Below are 12,565 nucleotides of genomic sequence, written 5' to 3'. Positions count from 1 at the left end.
ATAAAATGTTCGAAGTGGTCCAGATAAGGTTAAGGGAAGGCGGCAAGACGTCGTATTTCGAACTCGGGAACACGAAGCCGAAGATCGGCGACTCCGTTATCGTCGAGGCCGACAGGGGCGTAGATTACGGCGAGGCGATATCCGGCGCGGAATCCGTCTCCCAGGTCTCCGGCGAAGAGCCGCTTCGTAAGATACTGAGGATCGCCACGGCCGGCGACCTCGACCAGATAAAGAAGAACCGCGAGAAGACGAAAGAGGCCTTTACCACCTGCCAGAAGAAGATAATCGAGCACGGGCTTAAGATGAAGCTCATCGACGCCGAATATACCTTCGACAGGTCGAAGCTCCTTTTCTATTTCACGGCCGAAGGGCGCGTAGATTTCAGGGAGCTGGTGAAAGACCTGGCGCGCATATTCAAGGCGCGCATAGAACTCAAGCAAATAGGCGTCCGCGACGAGGCGCGGCTTTTGGGCGGGTTCGGGCCGTGCGGCAAATGCCTCTGCTGCGCGACCTTCCTCAAGGATTTCGAACCGGTCACGATAAAGATGGCCAAGGAGCAGAACCTCCCGCTAAACCCCGCGAAGATCTCGGGCGTGTGCGGCAGGCTGATGTGCTGCCTCGGATACGAGCATAAATTATACGTCGAATTATTGAAGGGCCTTCCCAAGGAGGGCGAGAAGGTCAACCTCGAGGGATGCGCGGGCAAGGTCATCTCGGTGAACGCGCTCAAACGCTCGATAACGGTTGACTGCGGGGAGGGGAAGTTCGTCGAGCTCGCCTGCAAATGCCCAAAGGGCTGTGAAATGCACCGCAACCAGAGAAGATGAAAAAATTCTATATTACGACACCCATATATTATGTTAACGCGAGCCCGCATATAGGTCATTCGTATACAAGCATCGCGGCCGATACGCTCGCGCGTTACCACAGGCAGGGCCTGGGTAAGGATAACGTATGGTTTTTGACCGGGACGGATGAGCACGGCCAGAAGATACGGAAAGCCGCGGATGAGGCGAAGATAACGCCGCAGGAGTTCGTCGACAAAGTATCTGTCCAGTTCCGGGAGCTCTGGAAGGCGCTCGATATATCTTATGACGATTTCATAAGGACCACGGAGAAGAGGCATATTTCTTTTGTCCAACGTGCGCTGGATATCGTAAACAAAAAAGGAGATATTTACGAATCGAAATACGAAGGGTTATACTGCACTCCCTGCGAGACCTTCTGGACCGAACTGCAGGCGGTCGGAGGCATCTGTCCTGACTGCAAGAGGCCCGTAGAAAAAATCTCCGAAACGAATTATTTCTTCAGGTTGTCCAAATACCAGGATTGGCTTATTTCTTATATTAATGAGCATCCCGAATTCATAAAACCAGACAGCCGTCGCGAGGAAGTCCTGAGTTTTTTGCGGCTTAACAAACTTACAGACTTGTGCATTTCGCGGCCGAAAGAACGCCTGAATTGGGGTATACCGCTTCCTTTTGCGCCTGACCACGTGACTTATGTCTGGTTCGACGCCCTGATAAATTACATAAGCGCTGTCGGTTCGTTTAATGATGACGGAAAATATGTTTCTAAATGGTGGGACGAAGAAACGGATGTTATACATCTGATCGGAAAGGATATCTTAAGACAGCACGCGGTCTACTGGCCGATAATGCTCCACGCCCTCGGCATAAGGCAGCCCACGACCGTCTTCGCGCACGGATGGTGGATGATAGACCAGGCCAAAATGTCCAAATCGCGCGGGAATGCCGTAAATCCGGTAGATATGGTCAACCAATTCGGGCTCGATACATACCGCTATTTCCTTTTGCGCGACGTGCCGTTCGGGCTCGACGGTAATTTCTCGGAAGAGGCGATAATAAAAAGATTCAATGATGACCTTGCAAACGACCTAGGTAACCTTGTTTATCGCACCCTGACAATGATCGAAAAATACTATCAGGGGAAAATTCCCGAAATAGATGATAAAAGCGTAAGATTTGACGGAATTGCAGAAAGCATAAATAAAATATTGAATTGGTATTTGTGTTCAGATACACCCCATTTATCTGATATTCCTAATAATCCCTCTCCTGGCTTATCTATTGATAGGGCTATGCGGTACGAGATACAAGAATTTAATTTCAGTGGGGCATTGGCAGGCCTTTGGGAAGTCATCAATATGGCAAATAAGTATGTCGAAGAAGCAAAGCCCTGGAATTTGTCAAAAGAAGGGAAAGCAGAAGAGCTTAAGGTGTTTATTCGCACATTGGTGAAAGTTATAAGGAATGTCGGTGAAGCGATCTCACCTTTTATGCCGCATACTTCAATCTCCATTAAAGAACAGCTGGGCGGAGATGTCATAAAGAAAGGCGCCCCGCTCTTCCCCCGCATCGACACAAAGGCGAAATGATGAGGCTCGTCGATACCCACTGCCATCTCGATTTCCCGGAGTTCGATCCGGACAGGGAAGAAGTGATAAAGAGGGCCAGGGCAGCCGGGATAGAATACATAATAAATGTAGCGAGCAGCCTCGAGGGCTCGAAGAGGTCGGTCGAGCTCGCGAATAAATATGACAGCGTATACGCCTCGGTCGGTATCCATCCCCATGACGCGAAGGAACTGAACGCGTCCTCATTTTCCGAGATAAAGGGCCTGGCCAAAGATAAAAAAGTCGTCGCCATAGGCGAAGTCGGCCTCGATTACTACAGGAACCTCTCGCCTGCCGGATTACAGCAGACGGCATTCATGAAATTCCTCCGCCTCGCGAAAGAGACGGGCCTGCCCCTCATAATCCACTGCCGCGACGCGCGCGAGGACCTGCTGAAGATACTGAAAAAAGAAATGGCGGCGCCGGTAAAAGGCGTTATCCATTGCTTCCCGGCCGATGAAGAACTGCTAAACACCGTCCTCGACCTCGGGATGTATGTCTCATTCACCTGCAACATCACTTTCAAGAACGCCTCCAAGCTGCGCGAGCTGGTAAAAAGCCTCGTCCCGATGGACAGGATATTGGCCGAGACCGACGCGCCTTACCTGGCGCCGGAAGGGATGCGCGGGAAAAGGAACGAGCCGTCATATATGCTGAAAGCCGTCGAAGAGATAGCGAAGCTGAAAGGCCTTACCGCCCAGGACGTCGCTAGGGTAACGACGCTTAACTGCGCGCGGCTCTTCGGGGTCGGGGCCGCGCCGGGATCATCCATCACATATAAAATAAGGGACTCCCTTTATATAAATCTAACCAACAGGTGCACCAGCGACTGCGAGTTCTGCGTCACCAAGACGACCGATTTTGTGATGGGGCACAACCTGCGCCTTAAAGGGGAACCGTCGGCAAAAGAGATCATCGAGGCGGTCGGCGACCCGAAGAGATATGATGAGATAGTATTCTGCGGATACGGCGAACCCACTTTGCGCCTCGACTGCATGATCGAGGTGGCCAAAGCATTGAAAAAGAAGGGAGCCAGGTTCCGCCTTACGACTAACGGCCACGGGAACCTAATAAATAAAAGGAGCATCGCCGGCGACCTCGCCGGGCTTATAGACCGCGTGAGCGTAAGCCTGAACGCCCCGGATAAGGATGCCTATAATAAGATCTGCAGGCCGGCCTTCGGGCCGGAGACATTCGGCGAGGTAAAGAAATTCATCGTTGAATGCAGGGAGAAGCTGCCCGAGGTCGAGGTGACCTGCGTCGACCAGGAAGGCGTGGATATGAGGGAATGCGAGAGAGTCGCGACCGAAGAATTAAAGGTCAAGTTCAGGCCGAGGAGACTAAATGTCGTGGGATAAGCTAAGGAGATTCGCGGGCGGGAACCGGATCTACCTTTTGATGCTTTCTTTTATAATAGCGACCGAGATATTCCTGGCGGTGTCGCCCTCGCCCGATAGGAAAGAGAGGCTTGCCGAGAAGAAGAAAACGCATAAGATACTTACGCCTAAGGAGGTCCTCGCGCAGGAAGAGAGGATAAGGGAGCTGCTCGCGGGCGACAAGCTCCTCGGTTTCGCGGTCACGGCCAGCACATTCTTGAGCGCGGCCGCCCTTTTGGCAGGCCTTGTCCTCGGGATAAGAGGCATCGCGCGCAAGCTTAACGGCCGCGACCTCATGGTTGCCTACGGCTCACCGCCGGATGTGCCCTGGCAGTTAACGGATATCCTAAGGGTAATAATCACGTTCTATTTTTTCTCCTATGCGCTCCAATGGGTAGAGGCCAATATGTTCGACCTGATGAAAGTAGATAACCCCAACGAGGTGTTCTTCGGCGTTCTTAACGCGACCCTGATAGATATCATCGGCCTGGCCATAGTAGCGCATTTCGCGGTAAATAAATTCAAAAGCGGTTTCGCCGGGCTGGGGCTCGTTTTTAAGAACATAAAGAGGAACATGAGGGTCGCCATCGGCGGCTATCTTGTAATCGTACCGGTCCTGGCTGTCATAATGATCATAGTCTTCATCGGCCTCAGGATATTCAGTTATGAACCGCCTGAGACGAAGGCGCTCGAGATACTCTATGAGGCGAAGGGGACGAAGCTCCTCCTTGTCCTTACGGCGCTCGTTACCGTCATCGGGCCGATCGCCGAGGAGCTCTTCTTCAGGGGATTCGCGTATCCGGTGTTCAGGAAGAAGATAGGGGTGAGGAACGCGATACTTCTCATCTCATTCGTCTTCGCGATGCTTCATATGAACATAGTCTCGTTCTTCCCGATATTCGCGCTCGGCATCCTCCTGGCGTACCTTTACGAGAAGACCGGTTCTGTCGTTCCGTCGATAGCGGTGCATATAATCCATAATTCGGCCGTTATATTTTTCGTGTTCCTGTATAAATTAATAGCGATCCCTAATTAGCCATGGGCCCGAAAGTCTCGATAGTAAGAGCGGATTCGTACGATACAGGCAAGGTCTGCTCCGCCGTAAAAGAGGCGGTGGACCTGGTCGGCGGCATCTCCGCCTTCGTCAAAAAAGGCGAGAAGATACTGCTTAAGCCGAACGTCCTCTCCTCAAGGCCGCCCGAGTCCGGCGTAAATACGCATCCCGAGGTCCTGCGGGCCGTCATACGCCTCGTTAAGGGCGCGGGCGCCGAGATCATCGTCGGGGATTCGCCCGGCGGGATGGGGCAGAGGGACGCCGGTTCGACATACGGGGAATCCGGGATAAAAAAAGTCTGCGAGGAAGAGGGCGTAAGGCTTGTAGACTTCGACAAGGCGCAGAACATAAAGGGGATGCCGATATCGGTCTGGGCGAAAGAGGCCGATGGCGTCATCTCCGTCCCGAAGATGAAGACGCACGACCTGATGACGCTCACCGGCGCGCTGAAGAATTCATACGGGCTCGCGATCGGGCAGTTCAAATCAGACTGCCACCTTAAGGCGCCGAGGCCTGATGAGTTCGCGAAACTCGCGATAGATGTGTTTGAGACTGCGATACCCAGGCTCGTCGTCATGGACGGCATAGTTGCGATGGAAGGCAACGGGCCCGCGGCAGGGGAACTCCGCAGAGCGAACCTTGTGATGGCGAGCAACGACTGCGTGGCCTGCGACGCGGTATACGCCGGGCTCGTCGGCATTGAACCGCTCCGGCTCCCCATAACCGCCGAGGCGTACAAACGGAAATTAGGCGAGGCCGACCTTTCAAAAATAGAGGTCCTCGGCGAAACTATCGAAGGCGCGCGGATACGCGGTTTCAAGCTGCCGGCTACCTCGATAATGATGAAAGTCCCGAAGCCTGTCTTTAAATGGCTCTCGAAAGCTATCAGGTTTTTCCCCGTAATTAATGATAAAATATGCAAGAAGTGCCTGATATGCGAGAAGAGCTGCCCGGCGAAGTGCATCACGATAAAAGAGGAAGGCTCGAGGATAGATTACAGGCGCTGCATCAAGTGTTTCTGCTGCCACGAGCTCTGTCCCCATGCCGCCATCTCGGTGGGGCGCAGCTTCCTGGCGAAAATGTTCGGGAAAATGGTGTAAAATAATGGCTATCCATACGATAAGATGGGACGCACAAAAGTCGGGCGGGGCAATAAAAATAATAGACCAGACCCTGCTGCCGAACAAGCTCGTATACCTGAGTTTCCGCGACGTAAAGAAATTTTGGCACGCGATAAAGAAATTGCAGGTGCGCGGAGCTCCGGCATTGGGCGTTGCCGCCGCATACGGGACTTACCTGGGAATCCGGAATTCGCGTGCCAAAAATTATAATGAGTTTGTCCGCGAATTGGACCGCGTCATAAAGTTCATCGGTTCGGCCAGGCCGACCGCGGTAAACCTCTTCTGGGGCCTCGACAGGATGCGTGCCTCCGCGGTAAAAAATAAGAAAAAACCGGTCCCGGAGATAAAGAAGGCTCTGCTCGCCGAGGCGCATAAAGTATATGAGGAGGACAGGGCGATATGCAGGAAGATGGCCGTATACGGCGCGCGGCTCATCAAGGACGGAGATGTCATATTGACTCACTGCAATGCCGGGGCGCTCGCGACTGCCGATTATGGCACCGCGCTCGGCGTAATTTATATGGCGAAGGAACAGGGCAAGCGCGTAAAGGTATATGCCGATGAGACGCGGCCGCTATTGCAGGGCGCGCGCCTTACCGCGTGGGAACTGATGCGCGAGGGAATAGATGTCACGCTCATCTGCGATAACATGGCCGCGCATGTGATGAGCTTGGGCAAGGTCACGAAGGTCATCGTCGGCGCTGACAGGATAACGCGTAACGGCGACGCGGCGAACAAGATCGGCACTTACGGGGTGGCGGTCCTGGCGAAATACCACAAGGTACCTTTTTATGTCGTAGCGCCGGTCTCAACGATAGATTTCAACCTGCCATACGGCAGGTTGATCCCGATAGAAGAAAGACGCGGCGAGGAGATCACGACGATCCGCGGGAATTTGCTCGCGCCGAAAGGGGTAAAGACATATAGCCCGGCGTTCGACGTCACGCCTGCGGCGCTCATCACTGCGATAGTCACGGAAAAAGGAGTTTTTAAGCCGGATGAAATTAAAAAGATTAGGTGAGACAGGGCTCATAGAGCGGCTCGCGAAGAATTTTAAGGCAGGCAGGGATATCGTCCGGGGGATAGGCGATGACTGCGCCGTGATACGCGTATCGAAGAAGAAATACCTGCTCGTCACCATCGATATGCTGCTCGAGGACGTCGATTTTAAGTTAAAGGACGCTGCGGCTTTCCAGATAGGTTGGAAGTCGCTTGCCTGCGGGTTAAGCGATATCGCCTCGATGGGCGGCGCAGCGAAATACGCGGTCGTCTCTTTGGGCCTCCCGAAAAAACTGAGGGTTGAGTTCATAGACGAGATATACTGCGGGATAAAGGCGCTCGCCAAAAGGTTTGATGTCGAGATAGTCGGCGGCGACACGAATTCTTCCGGGAAACTCGTCATAGACGTGGCGGTCCTCGGGTTCGCTGAGCCGGATAAGATCGCGTTCAGGAGCGGCGCCAGGCCCGGCGATATAATATGCGTGACAGGCGCGCTCGGCGGGTCGTACAAGAGCAAGAGGCATCTTACCTTCATGCCGCGCCTAAAAGAAGCGCGGTACCTGGTGAATAATTTCAAGATAACCTCGATGATAGATATCTCGGACGGGCTTTCGACCGATTTAAACCATATAGCGAAGGCGAGCGGGGTAGGCGCCTGCATATATAAGGAACTGGTGCCGGTCTCAAAGGGCGCCAGGGGCGTAAACGCGGCGCTAAACGAAGGCGAGGATTTCGAGTTGTTGTTCACTATGCCGCTGGCCGAGGCGCGGAGGCTGGCCCGCAAGAATCTCGAATTGAACGGCGTGAGGATATCGCAGATAGGGGAGATACTCGATAGAAAGATCGGGGTGAAGATCATAGCCCCGGACGGGACGACAAAAGAATTGAAGCCAAAAGGGTTTTCCCATTTTTAGATGAATTTCACGACAGCGAACGCGGAAGAAACTATAAAATTAGGTGAGAAGATAGCCAAGCGTCTCAAACCGGGCGATTTGGTCGCGCTCTCAGGCGAACTGGGCGCGGGCAAGACCACCCTGGTCAAGGGGATAGCCAAGGGCCTTGGCGTAAAGGATTACAGGTACGTCAACAGCCCGTCGTTCGTCCTTGTGAAAGAATATAAAGGAAAGATCCCGCTCTTCCATTTCGATATCTACCGGCTCAATAATTTGAAGGATATCGAAGATATCGGCTATGAGGATTACCTCGCGCGCAAAGGCGTCATCGTCATAGAATGGTCGGGCAAGATGGCGCGCATATTGCCAAAAAGGCGTTTAGATGTCGCGTTGAAGATAAAGAATCCCAACGAACGGACGATCAGTATAAAGGAAGCATGAAGATCCTTGCGGTAGACACTACATCCAAATATCTCTCCCTCGCCATAACAGACGGGAAAAAAGTCATCGCGGGTTTCCACAGGGCGATGGACCAGCGGCAGTGCGAACAGCTTTTGCCGCAGATAGACAAGCTGCTGAAGAAGGCGAAGTTTAAACTGAAGTATATCAACTGCATAGCGTTCTCGAAAGGCCCGGGCTCGCTGACTGCCCTGCGCATCGGCGCTGCAACCGTGAAAGGGTTCGCGCTCGGTTCAAAGATAAAGGTCGTCGGCATCCCGACTCTCGACGCGCTCGCGTATAATATAAAAGAGGAAGGCAATCTGATCGTCCCGATCATTGACGCGCGCCGCGGCAACGTTTACGCGTCGGCATATTCCTTCAAGAACGGTAAATTGCGCCGGCATCTGAAATATTCGGTCGGCCCTGTCGCCGAATTGCTGAAATCTATCAAGGGCGACGCGGTATTTTTGGGCGACGGGCTGGCCGCTTACAGGAAGACGATCGAGGATAATTTTAAGCACAAGACCGGGTTTGCCCCTGAGAAGCTTTGGTATCCCAGGGCTGAGACGGTCGCCCTCCTCGGCTATGAACTGGCAAAAAAGAAAAAATTCGAAGAGACGGGCAAATTTGTTCCTCTATATCTGTATCCGAAAGACGTTCAGGTAAGGGACCTTAAAAGATGAGCCCCGCACATACGCGCAGGATAGAATCTAGCCCTGTCCTTCCATGGAAGGGCAGGACAAGCCCTGCGAAAAGCAGGACAAGCCGTCCGACATGGACCGAGATCGACCTCGACGCGATAGCGCATAATTACCACGCGCTAAAAGCGCGCCTCTCTAAAGACACTAATATACTCGCCGTCGTGAAGGCGAACGCGTATGGCTACGGGATGGTAGAGGTCGCGCGCCGGCTGCAAAAAGAGAAGGTCCCGTACCTGGGCGTCGCGTGCGTCGACGAGGGGATCGCTCTCCGCCGTGCAGGGATAAGGACGCCGGTGCTCGTCCTTTCATCGGTCCTCCCGAAAGAAGCGGAGTACGCGCTGTATTATGACCTGACGCTTACCGTATGTGATAAGATCCTCGCCTCGGCCGTGGACAAGGCGGCGCGCAAATTAAAGAAACAGGCGCTCGTCCACGTGAAGGTCGATACCGGCATGGGCAGGCTGGGGGTATGGCATGATGAGGCCGGCCGCCTTATAAAGGACCTGTTAAGTTTCAGGAATATAGTGATCGAGGGGATATTCACGCACTTCGCGAGCGCGGACGAGGAAGATGTCCGTTATACCTCCGGCCAGATAGAGAATTTCAAGCGCCTTGCCACCGAGATGGAGATAAGCGGCATTGAGATCCAGTACGTGCACGCGGCGAACTCTGCCGGCGCCATGCTGTATAAAGATTCCCACTTCAATATGGTGCGGCCCGGGCTTATGCTTTACGGCCTATACCCGAACCAGAACCTGATGCGCACGGTGAAATTAAAACCGGCGCTTTCACTCAAGACGAGGATAATATACCTCAAGAAGACGCCGCCGGGCAGGTATATCAGTTACGGCAGGACTCATATGACGGACAGGGAGACGGTGATCGCCACGCTCCCGGTCGGGTATGCCGACGGGCTCAACCGGCACCTCTCGAACAAGGGGGAGGTGCTCGTGCGCGGATGGCGCGCGCCGGTAGTCGGCCGTATCTGCATGGACCATACGATGGTAGATGTCGGCGGAATAAAAGGCGCGAAGGTGGGCGACGAGGCGGTCATTATCGGTTCCCAGAAAGGCGAATCGATAACCGTCGAGGATATCGCAGAACTTCTCGACACCATCCCGTATGAGGTCGTCTGCTGGATCTCCGCCCGCGTGCCGCGCATATACGTTTAATGGATAATCTGCGTAAATATGGTGATCCGCCGTTTAGGATAGCCGTCATCCACGGCGGGCCGGGCGGGGCAGGAGAGGTCGCGCCGGTCGCTCGCGAACTCTCATCGAAATACGGCGTTCTCGAACCGCTCCAGACCGCAATGTCAGTCGACGGGCAGGTCGAAGAATTAAAATCCCTCCTTGAAAATAACGCGTCCCTTCCCGTGATATTAATAGGCTATTCGTGGGGAGCGTGGCTGAGCCTTATCCTCGCCGCAAAACATCCCGCTTTGGTAAAAAAACTTATCCTCGTCGGAAGCGGGCCTTTTGAAGAGAAGTACGCCGCCCAGATATCAAAGGCCAGACTTGACCGCATGGATAAGGAGATAGTGCCCGATGCCTATGACCCGATCGAGGGCCTGTCCGAGGAAGTAGATTTCCGCGTTGATATCTTTGAGAGCGTATGGAAAGAGGCCTCGGAATTAAGGAGGAGCGGCAAGCTCCTCGAGTTCGTGAAAGATATAAGGTGCCCGGTCGTCGCTATCCACGGAGACTACGATCCCCATCCCGCCGAAGGCGTCCAAAAGCCGCTATCGGCTATACTTAACAACTTCCGGTTTATCCTCCTTGATCACTGCGGCCATAAGCCGTGGATAGAAAAGGATGCGAGGGAGAAATTTTTCGAGCTCCTCAAAAATGAATTGAATTAATATTTTTGAAAGAAAATCCCTCCGATCATCGTCTATTAAGATAAAGATCGCCGTCGAGCGCATCGCCGCCGATCCGGCGATAGGGAAATGCCTTACCGGCGACCTCAAGGGGCTGTTATCTTACCGCTCAGGAGACTACAGGATAATTTACCGGATATACCACAAAGAGATAACGGTCATAATACTGACCGTCGCCCACAGGAAGGATGTTTATAGGTAGAGGCTATCGTTTATCGGTAGTCGCGTAAAGCTTGTCCAGCGGGCTCTGCGGCGCGTTAGAGATATCACGTATAACGTGGGTGTATATCATCGTAGTTTCGACGTGGCTATGTCCCAAGAGCTCCTGGACTTCCCGTATATTCACTCCGTTAAGCAACAGGTGGGTGGCGAAACTGTGCCTTAATGTGTGCACGGTGGCATGCTTGGCTATTCCCGCCTTCTTTACCGCCTCAGACATCGCGTCCTGTATGGTCTTCGGGCTCATATAGAAACGTCTGACCTTTCCGGTATCGCGGTCAGGGGAGAGCTTTGCCGAGGGGAAGACAAACTGCCATCCGAAATCCCTGACGGCCTTCGGGTACTTGCGTTCAAGCGCATCCGGCAGCCAGACCTCTCCGTGTCCGGATGCAAGATCCTTCTCGTGTATCTTTTTGACCTCTTTGATATGCGCCCATAATTCCGTTTTAAGGTATTCCGGCAATACGGTGCTTCTGTCTTTGTCGCCTTTGCCGCTTCTTATGAATATCATTCCCGACTCAAAATCGATATCCTTTACCCGCAAGCACGTCAGTTCGGAAATGCGCATGCCAGTGCCGTATAATAGCTGCAGGATAAGCTTGTCCTTTCCTGTTACACTGTCAAATATCTCGCGGACCTCACTCTCGGTAAGAACGACGGGAAGTTTCGGGCCGCGTTTCGCGCGGACCGCGCCTGCGATATCATCAAGCCCGATCATGAGCACATCCCTGAATAAGAACAAGAGGGCGTTAAAGGCCTGGTTTTGGGAAGAGGAGGAAACTTTCTTTTTAATTGCAAGAAAGCTCAGGTAATCACGTACATCCTCGCTTGAAAGACCCAATTTTTGGATATCCCTCTTACGGACACCGACTAGATACTCAAAAAAACCTTTTGCCCAGTTGACATAAGTGCGCTCAGTCTTGTATGAATAATGTTTAACCCTGATGGCCTTGCCCATCGCGATTATAATAGAAGCAGGATCTGACCTGTCGTTTATCTGGGATAGGGTTGAATTCGGACCGAGTTTCGCGGCACTCTTGTCAAACTGCTCAAAATAGAGCTTCAGGGCGGTTTCCGCCTGGTTCATCTGCCAGTTCGCGATCCCTGGGGAATCGGAGAGCTGCTCAAGGAATTTTCGTCTTTTTTCCTGAAAATCCGCGCCCTCCTCCTCATTAGAAAAGGCGACGAATTTGCTTACCCAGCGAGCGTAGAAGGGGGCATGTTTTTCATCGGCAAAGCCTCTTGAAACCAGGAATTTCTGGAAATCTGGCAGCATCTCTACGAACATTTTTTCTCCCCAAAAGTACAAAAACCCATAAATTACGAATTCGTATTTCCTGCTATTATAGGCCAAAGGCGAAATCTGTCAACAAAAATTGTGTTGTAAAGTCAGGCGAAAATGGTATACTTCCGTTTAGGCAGTACGAAGACCCATAAACTACGAATTCGTATATTATATGTTAGGC

Annotated in this window: 12 protein-coding genes; 11 read left to right on the top strand and 1 reads right to left on the bottom strand. The window is 52.8% G+C overall.

The window, feature by feature from the left end:
- Window positions 1-5: 5 nt before the first annotated feature.
- Genes PHO67_05265 through PHO67_05215 form a run of 11 tightly spaced genes read left to right on the top strand, consistent with a single transcriptional unit; the run spans window position 6 to window position 10,862 of the window.
- Complete coding sequence (locus PHO67_05265; GenBank protein MDD5546545.1) at window positions 6-827, top strand: stage 0 sporulation family protein; 822 nt, start codon at window positions 6-8, stop codon at window positions 825-827.
- Entirely contained in the window at window positions 824-2,398 is a 1,575-nt protein-coding gene (metG, locus tag PHO67_05260; protein MDD5546544.1) for a methionine--tRNA ligase, read from the top strand. Before PHO67_05265 ends, metG begins: the two co-directional genes overlap by 4 nt.
- The gene (locus PHO67_05255) at window positions 2,398-3,774 is read left to right on the top strand and encodes a YchF/TatD family DNA exonuclease (protein MDD5546543.1); all 1,377 of its coding nucleotides are present in this window, start codon (window positions 2,398-2,400) and stop codon (window positions 3,772-3,774) included. The genes metG and PHO67_05255 overlap by 1 nt, the downstream gene beginning before the upstream one ends.
- Entirely contained in the window at window positions 3,761-4,828 is a 1,068-nt protein-coding gene (locus PHO67_05250; GenBank protein MDD5546542.1) for a type II CAAX endopeptidase family protein, read from the top strand. The genes PHO67_05255 and PHO67_05250 overlap by 14 nt, the downstream gene beginning before the upstream one ends.
- Window positions 4,829-4,830: 2 nt before the next feature.
- Window positions 4,831-5,946, top strand: coding sequence for a DUF362 domain-containing protein (locus PHO67_05245; GenBank protein MDD5546541.1), 1,116 nt, complete (start codon window positions 4,831-4,833; stop codon window positions 5,944-5,946).
- A 4-nt stretch (window positions 5,947-5,950) separates the two neighbouring features.
- Entirely contained in the window at window positions 5,951-6,988 is a 1,038-nt protein-coding gene (mtnA, locus tag PHO67_05240) for an S-methyl-5-thioribose-1-phosphate isomerase (protein MDD5546540.1), read from the top strand.
- The gene (locus tag PHO67_05235; protein MDD5546539.1) at window positions 6,966-7,880 is read left to right on the top strand and encodes a thiamine-phosphate kinase; all 915 of its coding nucleotides are present in this window, start codon (window positions 6,966-6,968) and stop codon (window positions 7,878-7,880) included. Before mtnA ends, PHO67_05235 begins: the two co-directional genes overlap by 23 nt.
- Window positions 7,881-8,300, top strand: a complete 420-nt coding sequence (gene tsaE, locus PHO67_05230; GenBank protein ID MDD5546538.1) for a tRNA (adenosine(37)-N6)-threonylcarbamoyltransferase complex ATPase subunit type 1 TsaE — start codon at window positions 7,881-7,883, stop codon at window positions 8,298-8,300.
- Entirely contained in the window at window positions 8,297-8,983 is a 687-nt protein-coding gene (gene tsaB, locus PHO67_05225) for a tRNA (adenosine(37)-N6)-threonylcarbamoyltransferase complex dimerization subunit type 1 TsaB (GenBank protein ID MDD5546537.1), read from the top strand. Before tsaE ends, tsaB begins: the two co-directional genes overlap by 4 nt.
- Window positions 8,980-10,173 (top strand): alanine racemase, encoded by a 1,194-nt coding sequence (gene alr, locus PHO67_05220; protein ID MDD5546536.1) that lies wholly within the window; start codon window positions 8,980-8,982, stop codon window positions 10,171-10,173. Before tsaB ends, alr begins: the two co-directional genes overlap by 4 nt.
- Entirely contained in the window at window positions 10,173-10,862 is a 690-nt protein-coding gene (locus PHO67_05215) for an alpha/beta hydrolase (protein ID MDD5546535.1), read from the top strand. The genes alr and PHO67_05215 overlap by 1 nt, the downstream gene beginning before the upstream one ends.
- 223 nt (window positions 10,863-11,085) lie before the next feature.
- On the opposite strand, the gene PHO67_05210 is transcribed toward PHO67_05215, so the two are convergent.
- Window positions 11,086-12,387, bottom strand: a complete 1,302-nt coding sequence (locus PHO67_05210; protein ID MDD5546534.1) for an integron integrase — start codon at window positions 12,385-12,387, stop codon at window positions 11,086-11,088.
- Window positions 12,388-12,565: the final 178 nt, after the last annotated feature.

The sequence above is a fragment of the Candidatus Omnitrophota bacterium genome (assembly GCA_028716565.1).
In the GTDB taxonomy this organism is placed as follows: Bacteria; Omnitrophota; Gorgyraeia; order Pluralincolimonadales; family Pluralincolimonadaceae; genus Pluralincolimonas.
This window is presented reverse-complemented; position numbering and strand designations above follow the sequence as displayed.